The following is a 21,571-nucleotide window of genomic DNA, read 5'->3' on the forward strand; positions in this document are numbered from 1 at the left end:
CGGGCGCTTCAAGTGCGGCGCATTCTACGTGGAACGGCTGGTTTGGCAATTTCACCGAGGTAAATCAGAGCTGGCCGTGCAAGCCAAACCGCTTCATCAACGTCGATTCCAGCAAGCCTTTGGGCAGCAGCGTCGCTAACAGCGGCAATGCCCGGCTACCATTGCCGATGCGAATCAGCCGTGGCGGTTTGCTCTGCTGCACAGCCTTCAGCAGCACAGCAGCAAACTCAAGGGCCGGCGTTGGTTTGTCCTGCGACGCCTTGGCCCGCGCGCGGATCCCTTCTCGCAATGGAAACCACGGCGATTGTTCATTGATCAACTGCTCAGCCTCATGCCCGGCATTTTTGGCGAAGCTCGATTGAATCGCGCCGGGCTGCACTTCCATCACGCGAATGCCGAACGGCGCCAGTTCCATGCGCAATGCATCGCTCAAGGCATGCACTGCTGCTTTCGAGGCGCAATAGGCACCGGCGAACGGTGTGACCAAAACACCGGACACGCTGCCGATATTCACCACCAACCCCTTGCCACGGCGCAGCACCGGGAACAGTGCGCGTGTGACGCCGACAATCGAGAACACATTGGTTTCGAACTGGCGCTGCATGGCCAGCACGCCGCCGTCGAGCAGCGGGCCCATGGCGCCATAACCGGCGTTGTTGATCAGCACGTCGAGGCCGCCGTGTTGCTGGTTGATACGTTCGCCGAGTTGTTCCAGCGCCGCGTTGTCATTGACGTCGAGTTGCACGGCGGTGAACCCGGCTGTCGCCAGCAATGCGACATCTTCAGCCTTGCGCGCACTGGCCCAGACTTCATAACCGGCGGTTTTGAACGCATCGGCGAGGGCGCGGCCGATGCCGCTGGAACATCCGGTAATCAACGCAACGGGCATGGCGCATTCCTTGTGCAAAAGAGTGGGGAAGGGGATCAGTCGGAGAAGCTGCCCTGCAATCGCTCGGCGCGAAACTCCAGGGTTTGCGGGCGATAACCGGGACGCAGCGGTGGCATCGGCAAGCAGTCTTCCCAATTGCCGCCAGCCTGCAATTCGCCGGGGCCGCGGTAGCGCGGGGCGCTGTATTGATTGTCGGCCAGATTGACGGTGTCGCCCGGTGCATAGGCTGCAATGCGCCAGCGCAGTTCGGTCAGCGGCACGCTGTTGCCGTTGTTCATCTTCAATTGCAGCGGACGATCCGCCGGACACTGCTCGGGCGCATAGCTGATACGCAGTTCAAGGCGCGCCAGTTGTTTGATCTCGCGGTTGTCCAGCCACACCACCCACATGGCAACCAGGCCGAGGCCGATGGCGGCTGCCACCGAGACGGGCAAGGCCTTGGCCGGATAGCGCAACAACAGGATCAGCCAGGTGAAGACCAGCAAAACGCCGATGAACATGTGTGAACGCTCCTTGAACTCGTGACCCACATCCTACCGAAGGGTTGCCGGAATGGACATTCGCGTATCAGGCCATTGTGCCATTGGTCGGAACTGTAATTTCTGACAGTAGGCATCAATGCCCAGTCGCTGCTGAGATACCCCCACGCAACGGAGCAAAAATATGGGCATGCACAGCAAAACACCGACGCTTTCAGTGAGCGACCCGCGTGGGCTGCCGATCCGTACAGTCGACTACTGGCGCGCCGAGTATCCTGGCGCCGCTCAGACTCTCGTGCACCGCACCTTTCATGACGCGGCGGGGCGTGCTGTCGACCAGTGGGATCCACGTTTGTGGGCGCTGCAAATGAGCGATCCTCTGACGCCGGCCAGTCTGGCCATGGTTTATCTGTTGAACGGCCAAGTGCTGCGCTCGGACAGCGTCGATGCCGGTACGCAGGTTGCGTTGCACGGTCTCGGCGCGCAAGTGCTGCTCGAGTGCGACAGTCGTGGAGCCCGTCGCGAAATCCGGCACGATTCGTTGCTGCGCCCGGTGGCCGTGTTCGAAGAAGGCGAATCGCAGCCGCAACGGTGCGTCGAGCGCTTTGTTTACGGTCAGCCCGGTGCTGGTGAACCGAGCCGCAACCAGCTCGGCCAGTTGATCCGCCACGATGACCCGGCAGGCAGTGTGTTGTTCGAACACTTTGCGATCAGCGGCCAATGCACAGAGAACACCCGGCACTTCATGCAGAACCTCGTGACCCCTGATTGGCCTGAGCCGATTGATGAACGCATGAAGTTGCTAGAACCCGGCGAGGGCGCGACGAGCCAATGGCATTTCGGGCCGCTGGGTCAGGTACTCCGACAGGTGGATGCGCGAGATAATCATCAGGGGATCGAGTTGACGCTCGATGGACGTTTGCGGGCCAGTTACCTGCAGTTGAAGCATCAGTCCGAACCTCAAACACTGGTCAGCGATATCCGTTACAACGCTGACGGGAAAGTCACGCAGGAACGGGCGGGAAACCGCGTATTGACGACATTGCGCTATCGAGCTGAAGACGGCCGTTTGCAAGTGCGTCAGGCCGAGAACAGCGACGGCGAAATCTTGCAGCATCTGATCTACGACTATGACCTGACGGGCAATGTGCTGAGCATCGAGGACAAGGCACTGCCGATCCGCTATTTCGCCAATCAGCGCATCGATCCGATCAGTCTCTTTATCTACGACAGTCGTTACCAGTTGCGCGAGGCAACTGGCTGGGAGGCGGGTGCTGCGAGCCAGGGACCCGCGACGCCCGGACGAGCCGATCCGGGCGCCGTGAGCAATTACCGCCAGAGTTATCGTTACGACGAGTCCGGCAATTTGCTGGAGCTGACGCATGTTGGCGCGCGTAATGGTCGCAAGCTGCGCGCCGCGCGATTCAGCAATCGCTGTTTGCCTTACCGCGCCGATGTACCGCCCACGGAAGAGGAAATCGCTGCGGCGTTTGATCTGCGTGGCAATCTGCGAGCGCTCGAGGCCGTGCGATCACTGACGTGGAATTTGCGCAATCAGTTGCAATCGGTCACGCCGGTCGAACGTGCCGGCGGACGCAATGACCTTGAACACTATTGTTACGACGGCGCCGGTCAGCGTGTGCGCAAGACGCGTTTATTGCAGACAAATGCCCGTGGTGTCGTTGCCCAGGTGCGCTATTTGCCTGGACTGGAGTTGCGCAGTGACACAGGCAACGTAGAACAACTGCAAGTGATCACCGTCGAGGGGGCGCTCAACAGCGTGCGGGTCTTGCACTGGCAAAGCGCACCGCCAACCGGTTCCAACGACCACTATCGGTACACCTTCACTGATCATTTGGGCTCGACCAGCCTGGAGTTGGGTGAGGATGCCCGCGTCATCAGCCAGGAAACCTTCCACCCGTTCGGCGAGACGGCGTGGAGCAAGGACACCGAAGTCAGCTACAAAACCCTCCACTATTCGGGCAAGGAGCGTGATGCGACCGGGTGTTATTACTACGGTTATCGCTATTACATGCCTTGGTTGCAGCGATGGCTCAACCCTGACCCGAAAGGCTTTATTGACGGGCCGAACCTGTACCAGATGGTCGGTAACTCTCCCATGAGGCATGTTGACAGCGATGGCGGCGGGAAGAGCGATACGTCTACGTCAGCGCTGGCTGACAGCGCGCAAAAGCAGAAGGCACTGCTGGACTCGGTCACCTCGGCAGCGGCGGATGTCAGAAATTCGTTGCTCAACCACACCCAGGCACGACACCGGTTTCAGGCGTTGGCCAGGCGAGTCGGTACGCAACTGATCAGCAGCGCGGTCAGCACGGGGGCGCAAGCCTTGGGCGGCGCGGCCGGCACTGCATTGGGCGGGGCATTGGGGCCGGGAGCGGCCGTGCTTGGAGGGAAACTGGGTACGAAGCTCGCCGGCAAGGCAGCGGATGCAGCAATCGACAAGGTCGTGGACACCTATCAGTTGAACCGCCCTATCAATTTCAAGGGTAGCGAACTGAATCCCAAGGCTTTCGTTGAAAGCGTCGAGCCGAAAAAATCGCTCGGTCTTGCCACAGTGAAACTGGAACTGGCAGCACATGATCCGCGCACTTCCGACGGTCGATCACGACTGGTGAAAATGGCGCGCGCCAAGGTTGAGGACAAAGTGATCTCGGTAGTCGCCGACACGTTGGGATCGCAGACCCCGGGACTGATCCGGACAGGAAGGGAGTTCATCCATGCATCGCAAGGCTTGAATGCAGGGACGTTGAGTGACACCTACGAACATATTTCGGCAAACATCGACATGGTGTCGTTCAGGACGCAAGCGATATTGACCGAGCTGGCGACGGTCGGCGGCTCAGACACTGAACTGCTGGAAGCGGTCTCCGAATTGTCAATGCAGACCTTCAGTACCGTTCAAACGCTCAATCGAACCCAGGATTTCATTGGGCTGATCTCGCCCACACCCTACGCCGGCAGACAGCAATCGCTGGGGGGGAGCACCCGGCCCAAACTGACCCGACAACATTCGCAGGGCTAAAAAAGCCCCCGCCCAACCCGCTGCGGATAGGGGACGCAGTGGGCTGGGCGAGGGCTTCTGTCTTGCGGATCGTTTACTGCGCGATGGTCTTCACCGACACGCCGCGTTCGATCGGGGTGGAGCGGCCGTAGATATCTTCGAAGCGTTCGATATCGTCTTCACCCAGATACGAACCCGATTGCACTTCGATGATTTCCAGCGGGATCTTGCCCGGGTTGCGCAGGCGATGCACCGAGGCGATCGGGATGTAGGTCGACTGGTTTTCGCAGAGCAGGAACACGTTGTCGTCGCAGGTCACTTCGGCGGTGCCGCTGACCACGATCCAGTGTTCGGCGCGGTGGTGGTGCATCTGCAACGACAGGCATGCGCCCGGTTTGACCGAGATGTGCTTGACCTGGAAGCGTCCGCCCATGTCCACCGAGTCGTACGAGCCCCACGGACGGTAGACCTCACAGTGGTTCTGGGTTTCGCTGCGGCCCTGTTCGTTGAGGGTGTTGACCATCTGCTTGACGCCCTGAACCTTGTCCTTGTGGGCGATCATCATGGCGTCCTTGGTTTCGACCACCACAATATTTTCCAGACCGATCACCGACACCAGTTTGCCGTTGCCGTGGATCATGCAGTTCTTGCTGTCCTGGATCACCACGTCGCCTTTGGTGACGTTGCCGTTGGCGTCTTTCTCGTTGACTTCCCACAACGACGACCAGCAACCGACATCGCTCCAGCCGGCAGTCAGCGGCACGACGCAGGCGCGCTGGGTTTTTTCCATCACGGAATAGTCGATGGAGTTGTCCGGGCAGCAGGCGAAGGTGGCTTCGTCCAGTGTGACGGTGTCGGCGTCCTGTTCGCTGCGCTCAAGGGTCAGCAGGCAGGTGTCGTAGATGTCCGGATCATGCTTTTTCAGCTCTTCGAGGAAGCGGCTGGCGCGGAACAGGAACATGCCGCTGTTCCAGTAGTAACCGCCGGACTCGACGTATTCGGTGGCGCGTTTCACATCCGGTTTTTCGACGAAGTGCGACACGCGGCTGACGCCTTCGGGCAGCAGCGAATCAGCGGTGGACTTGATGTAGCCGTAACCGGTTTCCGGTTTGGTCGCCGGCACGCCGAACAGCACCATTTCGCCGTTTTCGGCGGCGACGGTGGCCAGGGCCAGGGCGCGTTGCAGGGCTTTCTGATCTTCGAGAACGTGGTCGGCCGGCAGCACCAACATCAGTTCGTCACGACCTTCATTGACCAGCATCATCGCGGTCAGGGCCACGGCCGGCGCAGTGTTGCGGCCGAACGGTTCCATCAGGATGCGCTGGCATTCCAGCTTGCGGTTGGCCAACTGCTCGTTGACGATAAAACGGTGATCCTTGTTGCAGACCACGATCGGCGTGTCCATGCCTTCGAACACCAGGCGTTCCAGGGTTTGCTGGAACAGGGTGTGTTCGCCGGTCAGGGCCAGGAACTGTTTAGGGAATTGCTTGCGCGAAAGCGGCCAAAGACGTGAACCGCTACCACCTGACAAGATCACCGGAATCATATTGTTTACTCCATAAAATCGATTTGGTTAGAGGCACGAACGTTGTGTCGTTTCACTCTTGTTTTTGTCTCGTACCGAGAGGCCACCGCATTCCCCCTGTAGGAGCTGCCGAAGGCTGCGATCTTTAAAAGCAAAGTCAAAAGATCGCAGCGTGCCGCAGCTCCTACAGGGATCAGCGTCTCATCGGAAAATTGATTAGCGCGTCGACACCGGGCGTTTCACCCAGACTGGCGACAGGCTGCTGCCGGTGCCGGTGACGTACAGCACTGCTGCTTCACCGCGCTCCAGGGCAACCGGCTTCACGTCGCCGACTTTCTTGTCGCCTTCGTACAGCGCCAGGCTGACTTTCACCGGGTTGATTTCACGTTCGCCACGGCCTTTGGCTGCCACGTTCGGCACCACGTCGGTCTTGCCGTCGGCGGTCTTCAGGGTCAGCGGCTTGTCGCTGAGGTTCTGCACACGCACCAGGGATTTCTGCTTGTTCTTGAACGGCGGCTCTTCGATCAGTTGCGGCGCGCCGGAAGCGTTGTTGACCAGGGTGTAATAGTGATCACCGGCGAGTTTTACCGGCAGGGTCTGGCTGCCGACCTTGGCGCTGTAGTCGCCGCCCGGCATGAAGCTGAAGTCGCTGCTGGCCAGAGGCGCAACGTCGCTCAGGTTGGTGCTGCCGACGGTGGCGCTGACTTCAGCGTTGCTGGCGTTATAGATGCGCACGAAGCTCGAGCCTTTCGGTGCGGTCGGGCCGTAGAGGGCGGCGTCGCCACCGGCGAAGGCAGGTACGGAAAGCACGCTGAGGCCAGCAACCAGTGCGAAGCTTTTCACGAGACTTTGATGCGTAGTAGTGAAAGTCATGGTGTACCTCTCTTTCAGTTTTGCGCCCGGTCGGGCGTCTCGGATTTAGTGTTTGCAGCTACGTTTTGTTGGCGTGCGCCGGCTTGTTTGAGCTCTGCGACCCACTGCGGGTCGGCGTCACCGATTTCGTTGTTCACAGGCAGATATCCTTCAGGAAACTCCCAGATCAGCACCTGTGGCGGGCTGTTCTTGAAGTCATCGCTTTTCAGGTAGCTGAGCATCGGCAGGATCGGGCCGTGGCCGTCTTCGGCGTAATTGACCACGTCGCTGTGCAGCGCTTGTTTCAGCGCACCGACGAAGTTCCAGTTGGGGTTGGCGCTGTAGCTGGTACCGATCAGTGCGACCGGTACTTCGCTGTTGGCGAACAGCGCGTCGTCACCGGCAGGCTGTTCGCCAGCGGCCACGGTGTTGCGCTTTTGCAGCGGTTCTTGCGCCGGCATCAGGTTTTCGAACAGCGGGTCCAGCGGCAGGAACAGGCGCAGGTCGCCCTTGTGCGTGACCTTCTCGGCAGGCGTGGTGACAAAGCGCTGCGGCTCGCCGCTGAGCGGGAACTTGTCAGTGATGGTTTTCGCCAGGGTGTTGGCCGCAACCTCGGCGCCCTCAGGCGTCCAGTGCGTGTCGGTGCGCAGGAACACTTGCTGACCATTCTGCTTGGCCTGTTGCAATGGCTTGAGCAGGTCAGGGGCGAGGATCTTGTCCGCCGCAACGCGCTTGTGGAAATCCTCATAGAGGTTGGCGTGGATGCTCGCCGGTTTCACTTCACCCAGGTGTTCCGGGTACAGGCGAACCTTGGCCGGCACAATCGCCATCACCAGTTTCACGCCTTTCTCCTTCAGGGTCTGGCGCACGCCTTCGACCAGCGCGTAGTTACCTTGCAGGTTCAGCTCTTCGTTGACGATCGGGTTGAATTCCTCATCGCTGTACAACCACTGATCGCGACCGAGCACGACGCCCGGACGACCTTCGTTGAACAGTTTGAAATCCAGCGCAGCCCAAAGGTTTGTGCCCAGGCGCTTGATTGGAAACTCTTCGTCATAGTGGGTTTCCACGGCTTTGGTCCATCGGCCGTTGAGCACCGTGGCGTCGGCGTTGGTGCTGAAGCCGAAGAAGCTGCGTACCGACCACAGACCCAAGACCAGCAGGGTCACCAGGAACAGGGCGATGTAGAAGATGCGTAATGAGCGGGTCATGTCAGATCCCTCAGAACTGGAAGTAAAGGAACGGCGAGAAGCTTTGCGCCGAGAGTTTGAGAATCGAGGCGATGAACAGCAGCAGAATCGCGGCGCGCATTGCGTAGCGCGACCAGTCAGCCGTCCAGTAGGCCGGTTGCACCTGGGCGTCGACGCCGACGGTGTAGCCAGGCTCGTGGATGCTCGCCGGGTTTTCGCCGGGGGCTGCCTTGATCATTCCTGGGGTTGCAGCGGCCGGGCCGTCGGTTTCGACGTTGACCACTGGCTTGGTTTTGACCTGTGGCTGATGGGTGTACAGATCACGCAAGCCGAAGAACGCCAGCGTCACGTAAGCCACCACCAGCGTTGCCACTTGCAGACCGGTGAGGCTGGCCTGATTGAGTTCCGACAGCGACCAGTCACCCAAGCTGAACATCGCGCCGTACATGCGCCCGGCAACGTGCAGGTTCTCGGCACGGAAGATCACCCAGCCCATGACCACCAGCAGGAAGGTCAGCGCCCAGCGGATCGGGTTGAGGCTGCGCGGCGAGGTGTTCAGCCCCAGCGCTTTTTCAATCGCCAGCCACATGCCGTGCCACGCACCCCAGACGATGTAAGTGATGTTCGCGCCGTGCCACAGACCACCGAGGAGCATGGTCAGGAACAGGTTGCGATAGGTCATCAGCGTGCCTTTACGGTTACCGCCGAGGGTGATGTACAGGTAGTCACGCAGCCAGGTCGACAGGCTGATGTGCCAGCGGCGCCAGAACTCGGTGATCGACTGGCTGATGTACGGCTGTTTGAAGTTTTCCATGAAGCGGAAACCCATCATCAAGCCCAGGCCGATGGCCATGTCGCTGTAACCGGAGAAGTCGAAATACAGTTGCGCGGTGTAGGCCAGTGCGCCGAGCCAGGCATCACCCGTGGTCGGGTTTTGCAGGGCGAAGCAATGGTCGGCCACGACGGCGAGGGTGTCTGCGATGAAGACTTTCTTGATGAAACCCTGCATGAACCGTGTGCAGCCCTCGGAGAATTTGTCGAGGGTGTGCGTGCGGTTGTTGAACTGGTCGGCGAGGTCGCGGAAACGCAGAACCGGGCCGGCAATCAGGTGCGGGAAGATCGCCACGAAGGCCGCGAAGTCGATCAGGTTGCGCGTCGCCGGGGTGTCACCGCGATACACGTCGATGATGTAGCTGATCGACTCGAAAATGTAGAACGAGATACCGATCGGCAATAGCACGTGGGTCAGGATGAACGGCGACAGACCGACCGAGGTCATCATCGCGTTGATGCTGTCGACACCGAAGTTGGCGTACTTGAAGTAGCCGAGGATGCACAGATCCACCGCCACGCCGAGCAACAGCCAGCGTTGCGCCGGTTTGGTCCGCACGCCGGCAGCACCGACTTTCAGGCCGATCCAGTAGTTCCACAACGTGACGGCAGCGAACAGCGCCAGGAAGTCCACCCGCCACCACGCATAGAACACGTAGCTGGCGAGTAGCAGCAGCAGATTGCGATAACGAATCCCGCTCAGGTAGTACATGCCGAGAAAGATCGGCAAGAACAGAAACAGGAACACGTTGGATGAAAATACCATCCCGATCTCTCCATGTTTGAACCAACAGTCAAGGGCCAAAGCCCCCCCAAACCCCCCGTGGTAGTGGAGGGGTGACACAGTGCTTGCTTGAGGTCGGAGCTGGCCGTCAGACCGCGCCCCTCACCCCCCGCCCTCTCCCGGAGGGAGAGGGAGCCAGATCTCCATGGTCTTCAGAAAAGGAGATCGGCTCGATATTTCAGGTCGGCGAATTTCTGAAAAGCACCTCGTTCAGTCCCTCTCCCTCCGGGAGAGGGTTAGGGTGAGGGGCTTTTGCTCTTCGCCTTTCAAGAACCCTTGTTGCCCTTTTCATGGGACGGGTCGTAGACCTTGGTCAAATCCCCGCCCAGGCGGAAGGTCTTGAACGGCTGCATGCCGCGCTTCTTCTCGATCACATCGGCCGGGCAGGTGTAGAGCGTGCAGAACGGTTCGAGCCAGGCGAATTTCATGTCCTCTTTCAAGTCGGTCATGTCCTGCTTCTTGCCGTTCTTCTCTTCGAATTCGTCCGGGTCTTTCACCCCGGCCAATACGCGATCACCCAGACGCTTCAGCGCGCCGTTGTTTTCCTGACGCAAATCCACCCCGTTGACCTGGGCGAAACTGGCGATCATTGCCAGCGGCGGCAGGGCGTAGTTGTGATAGGCGAGGGCGCGTTGCTGGCGCTTGAGTTCGTTCGGCAGGAAACCGTCAGCATCGATTTGATTCACGCCGACCTTGTATTCCTTCACCGCCCAATCAAACAGGTCACGGCGGTTGGTCGCGATGGACGTCGCCATCACCGACCAGGCTGCCCAGTACGAGTGGTTGTTGGTTTTTTCCAGCGGCAGGTTGTCCCAGTCGCTGACCACCTGATCGGCCATTTTGCTGAACCACGCTTCGATCTCCTGCGCCTCCTGCTGGTGTTGAGCCAGCGGATGCGAGTCGGAGAACTTCAGGCGTATGTACGAAGAGGCCATGCTGCCCAGCGCCCATTTGCGCATCGATTTGCCGGTGTGGTTGAAGTCTTTCGACATCAGCGCATCCGCCTTGGCCCACGCGGTCAGCCAGTTCAGCGTGCAATCGAGCTGCTCCGGGCGACCGTCACGCATGAACTGCATGACGCGTTTGGCGGTGCCGCGTTCCAGCGTGGTGATGTCTTTGGTGGTGTCGCGGAAGGCTTTTTCCGACTGCACGTTCAATGTCGAACGGGCCTTGTCCGAGCCTTCGTATTTGCTGCGAAATTGCAACGCGCCGGTGTACGGCGTCGGCATTGCATCGCAGCCTTCGCTTTTGTCGCCGGTCTTGAATTTATCCACAGGCGCGAAGTAGCCCTGAGGTGGACGCAGTGGTGCGGCGGCCTGCGCGGTGCCGGCGAAGATCGCCAGCCCGAGCAGCGTCGGCGCTAAAAGAGTTTTCAGTTTCGAGTTTCGCATAGCAGACCTCATTGCCCGACCTGAGCGGTTTGTTGCCCAGCGCCCGGGAATACGTTGCGTTTGCAGATTTTCGCTTCGACTTTCTGTGGCGCGGCGCCGGCTTCTGGCCCTTGGACTTCGACCGCCAGCAGGTTTTGCGAGGCCCAGTCTTCGTCCGTGCGCAGCTCAAAGGCGAAACGACCGTCGGTGTCGGAGGTTTCCGGTTTCTCGATCTTGATGTCCTCGTGGCGACCGTTCATGTACCAGAGGGTGGCTTGCAGGGTTTTCACCGAGGTGTCGGCGAAGCGGATGTCGACCTGATGGCTGCTGTTCTGCAGGTTCAGGTTCTTGCTGTTGACCATCAGTTCTTGTTTGCTGCCCGGCTTCAGCGTGGCGCTGCCGGTCATCTGTGCATCTTTGCCTTCGCAGCCGTTGTCGAGCAGGGCCATCATCTGGCGATAGATGGTTTCCTGATCAAGGCGATACAGCGGCGAGAATTCCCAGATGAGAATCTTCGGTGGAGTCTTCTGGAATTCGTCGCTGCCCAGGTACTGCAACATCGAACCTTCCAGACCACCGCCGGGGAAGGCGACGTTGAGAATGTCGGCGCCGATGGCCTCTTCTAGGAAGCCGGCGAAGTTGTAGTTCTTGCCGCTGTGCGAGGTACCCACGAGGGTGATTTGCGGGTTGCCGGAATCACCGAACAGATCGCCGTCACCGGCTTCGCCCTTAGGCTCGGTGGTGAACTGGTCCATGTACTGGATCGCATAACTGGTGCCGCACAGTTGCCCGGCCATGTTGTGCAGGGTGCCGGTCTTGCCCATGCGCCCGGACTTCTTGGTCTCGAACTCACGCTTGGGAATGTCGGCGAAGGCCGGGATCTGCTTGACCTTCTCGGCGACGATTTTCGCTGTGCGCTGGGCGCCGTATGGCGTCCAGTGCTGGTCGCCGCGGAAGTAGAAGTCGTGGGCGGGCAGGGTGTCCGGCAGCGATTCGTTGGTCAGTGGCGACAGGTCCGGCACCACGTAACCCATCTTGGCGAAACGGCCGAGCATGGTCTTGTAGTTACCCAACGCCTTCTCGTAATCGAATGCGGCTTTTTCCTGCGGGTTGAGCTTGTTGCGGTTCACCAGGCCACGGGTCGGCTGATAGACGATCACCAGCTCGACGCCTTTGCTCTTGAACGCATCGTGCAGTTGCTGCATGCGCTTGTAGCCGGCCGGGGTGGTGTTGAATTCGGTGCGCAGGTCTTCCTGGGTACGGAACAGCCAGTCGCCTTGGGCCTGCACCAGCGTGGTGAAGTTCTGCTGATAACGCGTGGTGTAATTCTTCGCGTCGTGTGCTTCAGGGCACAGGTTGCAGCACGGATCGGCGGTGAACTTCGGCGGGGTAGCACCGGCAGCCACATCGGCACGGGCGCCATTGCTGGCCGCCAGAATGCCCACGGTCAGGGCCGACAGGCTGAGTAATTTGATCAAGTGTGGGTGCATAAAATTATCCTCAGTCCTGCATTTCTGTCTGGCGTTCGACAGGGTCGATCAGCACGGCTTTCTGCTGGCGCACCAGCAAGTCGAGAATTTCATCCTGGCGCTCGCCGAGGATGCCGTTGAAGCTGATGCCGCTGGATTTGGTCGGCGCCAGCATCGATACGCGGTACAGCTCGACGCTCAAAGGCGAGTCGATCGACAGCGGGCCGCTGCCGTTGGCCGCCAGTTCACCGCCGACCACGATCAGCGACACTTGCGCGTCGAACGGGTCGAGCTTGATGTCGCGGTCGGTGTCGGTCAGGTCTTTGATGTGGCCGTAGACGCCGGTCAGACCGTTGGCCATGGCGATGTTTTCGTAGAGGCGAATGTTCACGCTGTTACGAATGCGGATGCCGTGGCGCTTGTTGCTGATGACCTTGTTGCCCCACAGCAGATTGTCGGCAGACTCGTAGAGGGTGATGCCGTCGGTGTGGTTCTTGTAGATCTCGTTGTAGGCAATGATGTTGTTGACGCTGTTACGGTCGATCACCAGGCCCGAGAGTTTGTTGTCGTAGCTTTTGTTGTTGAAGATGAAGCTGTCGTTCACTTCCCGGGAAATAATGATCCCGTGCTTCTTCTTCGTGCCGTGCACAGTGTTCTCGGCAATGATCAGGCCGTGGGAACGGTCGTGCGGGTCGATGCCGTAGACGATGTTGTCTTTGTAGGTGTTGCCCTTGACCACAAAGTCGCGGGTCTCGTAGCAGTAGAAGCCGTACCACATGTCCGAGAACTCGGAGCCGACGATCCAGCCGGTCGGCTCGGAACGCTTGAGCACCTTGGCCATGTTCGGCGTGTACTGGGAAATACTCACCCCGTACGACTTACTGTTGGCGTAACCGAAACTGGCCATCTTGCTGTTGACGATGTAGGTCTCGGTGCCGCCCCAGGCGAGCAGGAACGGACGGAATTCTTTCGGCGAACGGAACGTCGCCGGGCCGTTTTCCTTCTCGCGCCAGCCAGTGACTTTGGTGTCACGCACAAACAACTGACCATCGTTGACCAGGAACGAACCGGCCTCTTGGGACAGACGTAATTCCTGGGTCTGGCCGTCGATTTCGAGGATGCCTTTACGGCCAACCACGATCGGCAACTTCGACAGGTACACGCCCGGCGAGGTCTCGCTGAAATACTGCTTGGGCAGTTTCTGCGCCAGCTCCTTGAGGTTGATGTAACCGTCGTCGACGAAGATCGCCTGCGGGATGCCATGCTGACGCACCACCCATTCGGCCATCTTGTTGTCGCCGCCGATGAAGTCCTTCAGGGCGTCTTCCTGCATCATCCGGCGCACGCTGACCTTGCCCGCTTTGCTGCGCACGATTTTCGCGGCGGCGGCTTCGGCGGTGTAGCCGGAGATGTCCGGCAGTTTTGGCGCGGCCAGGTTCAGCGCCTCGGTGGGTGCGCTGCTGACGGTGTAGGTCTTGGCTTGCTGCAACTCTTTGGCGGTGGTCACAGGCTTGGCCGGTTCCACCGTGGCGAAGGCACCAGCCGAGGCCAGCAGCATTGCGCCGGCCAACAGGCTGAGCGAGCCTTTCCTTGCATGATTCATGTCGGGCACTCCCTTCGCGGTTTGCATCAGAAGCGCCAGATCACGTCGATGAACGCGCGGTGCATGTACGAATCAACCTGGCTGCCATAGGCGTCGCCCGGCTTGAACACGCCGCCACGGAATCGCACCAGTGCCGAAGGCTCGTCGATCGACTGGCTCAACGCCGCCGGCAACAGGCCTTGCTTGAAGTACTTGGTGACGACCAGGTCCATCTCCTGACCCAGATCCTTGTTGCCGTCCTGAAGTGGCAGCGAAGTGCTGGAGAGGATGGCGCCGGTCACGTCGTCGGTGTTGTTCTCCACGGCGTTGATGCCATTGCTGCCCACCGGTTTGCTGCCGTCGACGCGCCAGAACTTGTGGTAGATCAGGCTGGCGTCGTACTCGTCGTTGAGCATCCACGAACCGAACAGGGTGGCGGTCTGCATGTTGTTCATTTCGCCACGGAAGGCTTCGCCGAAACGGTGTACGCGCGAACGGGTACCGGTGTAGTTCGAGCGATTGCTTTCCAGACCGGTCTGTTCGTAATCGGCGCTGGCGCGGGCATAGGCGGCACCGACTTGCCATTGCGGGTCGAGGCGCAGACGCACACCGGTGTCGGTGGCCCAGCCGTCGACGTCATCGCTGCGCTTGGCTTGCGCCGGGCGCGAACCATCGGCGTTCAGCGCGTTGACCGTGTCGCGGTCGCCGCTCATGCCGGTGATGCTGCCCCAGTAGTTGACGGTGTTGGTGTTGCGCCAGTTGTAGGCGTCGCTGTCGGCGGTCAGACCGAGCCAGCTGATGTCTCCGTTCTCTTTCTTGTCCAGCGAATCAGCGGCAACACCCGGCTCCGGATAATCCAGTTTGCCGTCATCGTGGGTGTGGTGACCGCGAATGCCGACCCAGTTACCCGGTGTCCACTGGTAAGCGGCATCGGCGTAGGCGTGCAGGCGATCCTTGTCTTTCGGTGCCAGCTCTTTGAGGTCGGTGCGGTATTCGCTGAAGCGTTCGGCAACACCGACGTTGGCGCGCAACAGGGTGGTGTCGAAAGTCCAGTTCAGCGCTTCGATGTTGGTGTCGCGCCATTGGCCGTCGTCATTGCGCAGGCGTTGGCGACCGAACTTGAGCATCTCGCCCGGGTAAGGGGTGAGGCCGCTATAGCCGACCCAGAACTCACGCATCGCCAGGTAGTTTTTCTTGGTCTTGCGATCACCGTTGTCGGTGGTCTGGGTGCCGTCGCTGTCGGACTGCTGCAGGGTGTCGGTCTCGATGATGTCGGTCGAGGTCACGGCCTGGCCCATGGCGTAGGCGCTCCACGCGCCGCTTTCGCCGTAGACCCACGGACGCAGATCGAGGCCGACACCGTTGACGTCGCCGCCACTGGCGGTGCCGAGGTCGCGGTCGTCTTCGGACTGGCCGGTGATTTTCACTTCGAGGCCGAAGTTTTTGCTTTCAGTCATCGCAGCCAGTGTCGGGCAAGACCAGATCAGCGCGAAAGTGAGGCCAATGCCGGCCTTCACGAATGGATTGAGCTTCATAGTTTTTCCTCGCCGTCTTCTTCTTGCAGGGCGTGCAGTTGCAGCGTGTTCTGATTCAGGGCGCCACGGCTGGCCTGTTCCTGTCGCAGCAGGCGCTGGGCTTCGGCCAGACGCTCGGGCGGCAACTGGGCAGCGATAGTCGTCGCCAGTTCATCGGCTTGCGGGGTGTTTTGCGCCTTGGCCAACTGGCTGAATACATAGGCGTTGAGCGGGTCGGGCTTGGTGCCCTTGCCTTGGGAAAACAGCTGGGCGATGGCGAAGTCGGCGCTGTTCTGGCCGTTGCGCGCAGCGGTCAGCAAATGGTCGAGAGCCTTCTGCGGATAGACCTTGCCCAGGTAACCACGGCGGTAGATCTGGCCGAGGTAGTAATCGGCAGCGACTTCACGGCCCACGGCTTTCTGGAAATGTTCTTCGGCGACTTTGGCGTCAGCCGGAACCATTTTGCCTTCGTAGTAAAGCTTGCCCAGCAACAGCTCGGCGCGCGGCTGGTCGGCGGCGCGGCCGTTGTCCAGGTACTTCATCATCTGGTCGACGTCGCCCAGTTCCGGGTAGTCGTAAAGCAGTTGCGCGAGGGTCACCCACGACGCCGGGTAGCCTGGAGCAATCGGCTCAAGCAAAGACTGCGCGGTTTTTTCGTCGGTCTTGCCCAGGGTCGAATCGGCCAGTACACGGGCAACCGAATCGACGCGTTGAGCGGTGACGGTGCCACGGCTGTAACCGGCCTGCATCTGCTTGATCAGCTCAGCCTGTTGCTCAGGCTGGGCACGTTTCTGATAGACCGTGGCCAGTTCGACATAGCAAATGTCGGTGGTGTTGAGCGCGGCTTTGCAGATCTTTTCCACGTCATCCAGATGCTGGTCGTAGGTGCCTTGAGTGCGATACAGCAGCACTTGCGCCAGACCTGCTTCGGGGTAGCCGGATTTGCGCCACTGGTCGATCTGCTGCTGGGCGTTGATGTTCGGGAAGCTGTGCGGGTATTGCAGGTACAGCATCGCCAGCGGGATCAACGTATTGCCTTCGCCATTGGCGGCGGCTTTTTTCAGCAGGGTCTCGGCTTCGTGGTGCTCGGCTTCGGTGGAACCGGGTTTGGCCACCAGCAAGCGACCGAGACGAGCCTGAGCACGAGGCGAAACGCTGGCCGCTGCGCGATAAGTCGCTTCGGCCTGTTTCATTTGCGCAGGATCGCGGCTGTCGACCTGAATATCGGCGAGGCCCACTTGCGCTTCGCTGTAACCCAGATCGGCCAGTTGCTGGTAGTTCTGCGCGGCGGTGGCGGTGTCGCCACGCTTGAGCGCTTCGTTGGCCAGACGCTGATCGGGCAGGCCGGCGCAACCGGCCAGGGCAATTGCCATGGCCAGGGTCAGCGGAACCGGCAGGATTCTGATTGGGCTAGTCACAGGCATGTCCTCGACTTAAAGACCGGCAGCCATGGCTTTGTCGATCAACCAGTTCAGGTTCGGGCCACGGTCGCTGTTCACTTCCACCGGACGGCCGGCGAGGCTGCTGTCGAGCGACTCGTCAGGCTTGATCTGTACGCGGATATCGGAGGACAGGTCGGCGCTTTTCAGGCTGGTGCTGCTGACGATCTTGCCGGTGCGGATCTTGTCTTCGCCGGCGATCTGGAAGCTCACCGGGGTGCCCGGACGCACGTCGCCGAACTGGCGATAGGAGAAGCGTGCTTCCACATTCGCCTCGGTATTGCGCGGTACCAGTTGGAAGATCACATTGCCCTTGCTCGCGTATTGACCGTCGGCCACCAGTTGCTGGGCCACGGTGCAATCGCACGGCGAGGTCAGGGTGCCGGTCATTTGCTTGCCGAACAGTTCTTCAACCTTGGCCGGGGACAGTTGGTCTTCTTCCAGATGCCCTTTGAGCACGTCGAGCATGCTGGTGCTGAAGGTCGCCAGCGGTGCGCCTTTGGCGGCGACGCCGTCGGACTTGACCAGACTCTGCACGGTGCCGTCGCGCGGCATGGTGATGTTCATGCCCGGTACGCTGACAAGGCCCGCCTGTGCATGGCTGACGAAGTACATGCCGTACACCGATTTGAAAATGAAACCCGCCGCAACCAGGCCGACCGCAAAAATACCGGCACTGAACGTCACTGCTTTCAGACGCCCGAACGGGGTCATGCCGCTGCCGCCATCCTTGACCTTGCGCGCCTTGGTGAAGTTGTCGCGCTGCAGGGTCGCCAGTACTTCACCCATGCTGACGATGTCGCCGGCCAAGTGCGAAGTGATCAAGTGGCGCAGGGTGGAAATGTCCTGCGGCTCAAGGTTCTGGAACTGGCAACCGGCACGGCCGGTCTGGCGGTCGAAGGAGCGCACCTGCAGTTCAACGTCCATGGCCAGGCCGAGGTTGTCGATGACGAATTGCAGGCGGGCCTTGTACACCTCGCCGATGGTCAGCGGCATTTGCCCGGCGTTGAACGCCAGACCACCGGCGGACAGGTCGAGGACCCGTGCTTCCATTGGCGTCCGGTCGGGGCCGAAGAAACGCAGCTTGGCCGGGATTTTCACTCGGGCGTGTTGGCGCTGGGCTTCGGATTCATGCACTACGTTGGCGTTGACGGCGGTATTCATAGGGGCGATTTCCTTGTTAATTCAATAGGGGCGGGTCAGACCATCATCAGCAGCACGGCGACGAAAATGCTGCCGGCGGAGAAGGTCATGGTCCGAGACGACCAGGTGTTGAACCAACGTTGAAAGCTGGCGAGATCACGGGTCAGGGAAGTGGGTTGGCGAGTCCAGGATTGTTGGTCGAGGCGGAAGAACACGTAGATCTTCACCAGCGCACCGACGATCTGGTTGTAATAAAGAATCGCCGGGTAGGCCGGGCCGATCCGGTGACCGGAGCAGGACAACAGCAGGGTCAGAATCAGGCGGGTGATGCCGATCCACAGCAGGTAAACCAGGATGAACGCGGTGCCGTACTTGAAGCTGGCGATGATCGCCACGGTCAGACCGAGCAGCGACGTCCACATCGACACGCGCTGATCGAAAAGCACCACCGAGGTGAAGGCACCGAGGCGTTTCACACCCAGGCCCAAGGCGCGGGAGTTCTGTCGCAGGTTGTTGCCGTACCAGCGGAACATCAGTTTGCGACTGGCCTTGATGAAGCTCTTTTCCGGCGGGTGTTCAACGGTGTTGATCGCCGCGTCAGGCACGTAAAAGGTGTCGTAACCGAGACGCATCAGGCTGAACCAGCTCGACTTGTCGTCGCCGGTCAAAAACTTGAATCGGCCTAGACGCCAGTGTTGCAGCGAGTCGCTCTCCACATCGGCGATGAATTCCGGGTCGGTCACCACGGTGGCACGGAACACCGACATGCGCCCGGTCATGGTCAGCACGCGCTTGGACAGGGCCATCGAGCACATGTTGATGTGACGCTGGGCGAAACGCAGCTTGTGCCATTCGCTCATGATGTAGCCGCCGCGTACTTCGCAGAACTCGTTGGTGGTCAGGCCGCCGACATTGCCGAACAACTGGAACCACGGCACGGTCTTGCGCACGGTGCCTTCGCCGAGCACGGTGTCGCCATCGATCACGGCCACTACGGCGCGGTCGTCTGGCAGGTGACGGGAGATCGCGCGGAAACCGTAGGCCAGGCCATCACGCTTGCCGGTGCCGGGAATGCGCACGAAGTCGAGTTTGACTCGCTCAGGCGGATTCATCCGTGCCCACAACGCCTTGACCAGCAGCTCATCGGACATTTCCACGATCGAGCAGACCACGGTGGTCGGCAGTTCGCAGTCGATGGCTTCGCGGATCACCGAGCTGTAGACCTGCGCAGTGGTCAGCGCGTCGATACGGAAACTGGTGACCATCAGAAACACATGCGACGGATCTGCCGCTTTACCCAGCTTGCGCACTTTACGGCGCAGGTGCGGGTAAACGATGTAGAGGAAAATCATGCCGCGCACAAAGTGCGTTGCACCCATCGAATAGCGCCAGATACCCACGGCGCCAATCAGGAAAATGAAGTCCTTCGACTCGGAGTCGAATGTGGACGTGGGCAGCATCAAGGCCAGGCCCATCAGCAGACTGAGATAAAAAAGCCAGCCGGCGGATTGCAGAAAAAAATGTTTGAGCTTGGTCATCAACGTCATCCGAAGGTGAGAAGGCTTCAAGCCGCAAGCTTCGAGCTGCAAGCGAAACGCTTTGGCTGGCAGCTCGAGGCTTGTCGCTTAGGGCTGCGTTACCAGCAAATGCCTTCGGTGCGCGTACCGGCGTCGGTGGCTTTAGCCATGAAGCCGACCAGGTCGATGACCTGTTTGCCGTGCGGTGCTTGCTGAGCCAGCGCGCGGAATTTCTCGTCGCGGTTGCCGAGGATGATCACGTCGGAGTTGTTGACCACCGAATCGAAGTCCGCGTTGAGCAGGGACGACACGTGCGGGATTTTCGACTCGATGTAGTCCTTGTTCGCGCCGTGAACACGGGCGTACTCGACGTTGCTGTCGTAGATGCTCAGGTCGTAACCCTTGCCGATCAGCATTTCTGCCAGCTCTACCAGCGGGCTTTCGCGCAGGTCGTCGGTGCCGGCCTTGAAGCTCAGGCCGAGCAGGGCGACTTTGCGTTTGTCGTGGCTTTCAACGATGTCGAAGGCGTTCTGCACTTGCGATTCGTTGCTGCGCATCAGCGAGTTGAGCAGCGGTGCCTCGACGTCCAGGGAACCGGCGCGGTAGGTTAGGGCACGCACGTCTTTTGGCAGGCACGAGCCGCCAAACGCGAAGCCCGGACGCATGTAGTACTGGGACAGATTGAGGGTCTTGTCCTGGCAGACCACGTCCATCACTTCACGGCCATCGACGCCGACCGCTTTGGCGATGTTGCCGATCTCGTTGGCGAAGGTCACTTTGGTCGCGTGCCAGACGTTGCAGGTGTACTTGATCATCTCGGCGACAGCGATGTCCTTGCGGATGATCGGCGCGTCGAGTTCTTCGTACAGCGATTGCAGAACGTCGCCCGAAGCCTTGTCGAACTCGCCGATGACGGTCATCGGTGGCAGGTCGTAGTCGGCGATGGCGGTGGATTCACGCAGGAACTCAGGGTTGACCGCAACGCCGAAATCAACGCCAGCCTTCTTGCCGGAGCAATCTTCGAGGATCGGGATGACAACGTTTGCGACAGTGCCCGGCAGTACGGTGCTGCGCACGACGATGGTGTGGCGGGTGGATTTTTCACGCAGGACAAAACCGATCTCGCGGCATACCGCTTCGATGTAGTTCAGTTCCAGGTCGCCGTTCTTCTTGCTCGGCGTACCGACGCAGATCATCGACAGATCGGTGTCACGAATCGCCTCGGCGAAGTTGGTCGTGCCACGCAGGCGACCGGTCTGAATACCCTGTTGCAGAAGTTCGCCCAGGCCCGGTTCAACTATCGGCGATTTACCGGCGTTGATCATGTCGATCTTGTCTTTGGCAACGTCGACGCCAACCACGTCATGGCCCCGTGCAGACAGGCAGCCGGCACACACTGCGCCAACGTAACCCAAACCAAATATGCTGATGCGCATCGCAATTACCTCTGTATATATCAGGCCGTTAGAGGGCCGGAGTTAATGGTGTTCAGCGTTCATTAGTGCACTCGAAAGTGCGGAATACAGGCGCCACAATGCCGTGTGCAGGCATACTAAGTTTCGAGTGTCTAAATAAGTGCACTCAAGATGTGCGCAACCAGGCTTTGTTGTTATGACTTGCCCTGTTTTGCAGCCAATCTTCATGTTTGAAGATCTTGGTGCAGTCGTTTTTACGCGCTTGATGTCAGGTAGAAGCCTTTAAAATCAAGCGGTTGGGTGCTCAGGCGAGCACGTTTATAGGGGCGCGGTCATGGCCTTGCAGGGGATATTAATGGTGCGTATATCCTGTCCATCAAGTTGTTTTCAGACTGGTTAGTCATCTAGGCAAGTTGCTGTGACAACTTGGTTACATGACTATCGACCCTGCGTAAGTTATCTCGTACAAACTCGGCGAGAATCGTTACCGGTGGTATGAGCTATGCATTTGGACGAAGTTCCTGCCCGCTCATCGCGAAATCTGAAATTT

Annotated in this window: 15 protein-coding genes; 1 reads left to right on the forward strand and 14 read right to left on the reverse strand. The window is 59.7% G+C overall.

Annotated elements, in window-relative coordinates; all coding sequences use genetic code 11:
* Positions 1-64: 64 nt before the first annotated feature.
* Both ACA069_RS04825 and ACA069_RS04830 read right to left on the reverse strand, forming a co-directional pair.
* A complete protein-coding gene (locus ACA069_RS04825) occupies positions 65-889 on the reverse strand; it encodes an SDR family oxidoreductase (RefSeq protein WP_497616535.1) in 825 nt (274 codons plus the stop codon).
* Positions 890-924: 35 nt separating this feature from the next.
* Positions 925-1,389: a multidrug transporter gene (locus tag ACA069_RS04830; RefSeq protein ID WP_187676855.1), complete on the reverse strand. Its 465-nt coding sequence runs from the start codon at positions 1,387-1,389 to the stop codon at positions 925-927.
* 163 nt (positions 1,390-1,552) lie between these two features.
* Here ACA069_RS04830 and ACA069_RS04835 point away from each other — a divergent pair, with 163 nt between their 5' ends.
* Entirely contained in the window at positions 1,553-4,411 is a 2,859-nt protein-coding gene (locus tag ACA069_RS04835) for an RHS repeat domain-containing protein (protein ID WP_497616537.1), read from the forward strand.
* A 73-nt stretch (positions 4,412-4,484) separates the two neighbouring features.
* On the opposite strand, the gene ACA069_RS04840 is transcribed toward ACA069_RS04835, so the two are convergent.
* The 12 genes from ACA069_RS04840 to ACA069_RS04895 form a co-directional block, all read right to left on the reverse strand.
* Positions 4,485-5,936 carry a mannose-1-phosphate guanylyltransferase/mannose-6-phosphate isomerase gene (locus tag ACA069_RS04840; RefSeq protein WP_100846177.1) on the reverse strand — a complete coding sequence of 484 codons (1,452 nt, stop codon included), beginning with the start codon at positions 5,934-5,936 and terminating at the stop codon, positions 4,485-4,487.
* A gap of 195 nt (positions 5,937-6,131) precedes the next feature.
* Positions 6,132-6,788, reverse strand: coding sequence for an alginate O-acetyltransferase AlgF (locus tag ACA069_RS04845; protein WP_497616539.1), 657 nt, complete (start codon positions 6,786-6,788; stop codon positions 6,132-6,134).
* A gap of 14 nt (positions 6,789-6,802) precedes the next feature.
* Positions 6,803-7,978 carry an alginate O-acetyltransferase gene (locus ACA069_RS04850; RefSeq protein ID WP_497616541.1) on the reverse strand — a complete coding sequence of 392 codons (1,176 nt, stop codon included), beginning with the start codon at positions 7,976-7,978 and terminating at the stop codon, positions 6,803-6,805.
* A 10-nt stretch (positions 7,979-7,988) separates the two neighbouring features.
* Positions 7,989-9,554, reverse strand: coding sequence for an MBOAT family O-acyltransferase (locus tag ACA069_RS04855; protein WP_497616543.1), 1,566 nt, complete (start codon positions 9,552-9,554; stop codon positions 7,989-7,991).
* Between the two features lie 284 nt (positions 9,555-9,838).
* Positions 9,839-10,963: a mannuronate-specific alginate lyase gene (locus ACA069_RS04860; RefSeq protein WP_489879187.1), complete on the reverse strand. Its 1,125-nt coding sequence runs from the start codon at positions 10,961-10,963 to the stop codon at positions 9,839-9,841.
* An 8-nt stretch (positions 10,964-10,971) separates the two neighbouring features.
* Positions 10,972-12,432, reverse strand: a complete 1,461-nt coding sequence (locus tag ACA069_RS04865) for an alginate O-acetyltransferase (RefSeq protein ID WP_497616545.1) — start codon at positions 12,430-12,432, stop codon at positions 10,972-10,974.
* Between the two features lie 10 nt (positions 12,433-12,442).
* Positions 12,443-14,014, reverse strand: a complete 1,572-nt coding sequence (algG, locus tag ACA069_RS04870; protein WP_497616547.1) for a mannuronan 5-epimerase AlgG — start codon at positions 14,012-14,014, stop codon at positions 12,443-12,445.
* Positions 14,015-14,040: 26 nt separating this feature from the next.
* Positions 14,041-15,528 carry an alginate export family protein gene (locus tag ACA069_RS04875; RefSeq protein WP_497616549.1) on the reverse strand — a complete coding sequence of 496 codons (1,488 nt, stop codon included), beginning with the start codon at positions 15,526-15,528 and terminating at the stop codon, positions 14,041-14,043.
* Positions 15,525-16,931 carry an alginate biosynthesis TPR repeat lipoprotein AlgK gene (gene algK / locus ACA069_RS04880; protein WP_401271345.1) on the reverse strand — a complete coding sequence of 469 codons (1,407 nt, stop codon included), beginning with the start codon at positions 16,929-16,931 and terminating at the stop codon, positions 15,525-15,527. Before algK ends, ACA069_RS04875 begins: the two co-directional genes overlap by 4 nt.
* 9 nt (positions 16,932-16,940) lie before the next feature.
* Positions 16,941-18,110, reverse strand: coding sequence for a PilZ domain-containing protein (locus ACA069_RS04885; RefSeq protein WP_497616551.1), 1,170 nt, complete (start codon positions 18,108-18,110; stop codon positions 16,941-16,943).
* Between the two features lie 35 nt (positions 18,111-18,145).
* The gene (gene alg8, locus ACA069_RS04890; RefSeq protein ID WP_187676866.1) at positions 18,146-19,627 is read right to left on the reverse strand and encodes a mannuronan synthase; all 1,482 of its coding nucleotides are present in this window, start codon (positions 19,625-19,627) and stop codon (positions 18,146-18,148) included.
* 98 nt (positions 19,628-19,725) lie between these two features.
* Complete coding sequence (locus ACA069_RS04895) at positions 19,726-21,042, reverse strand: nucleotide sugar dehydrogenase (protein WP_497616553.1); 1,317 nt, start codon at positions 21,040-21,042, stop codon at positions 19,726-19,728.
* Positions 21,043-21,571 lie beyond the last annotated feature (529 nt).

The organism is Pseudomonas sp. LBUM1652, assembly GCF_059716105.1.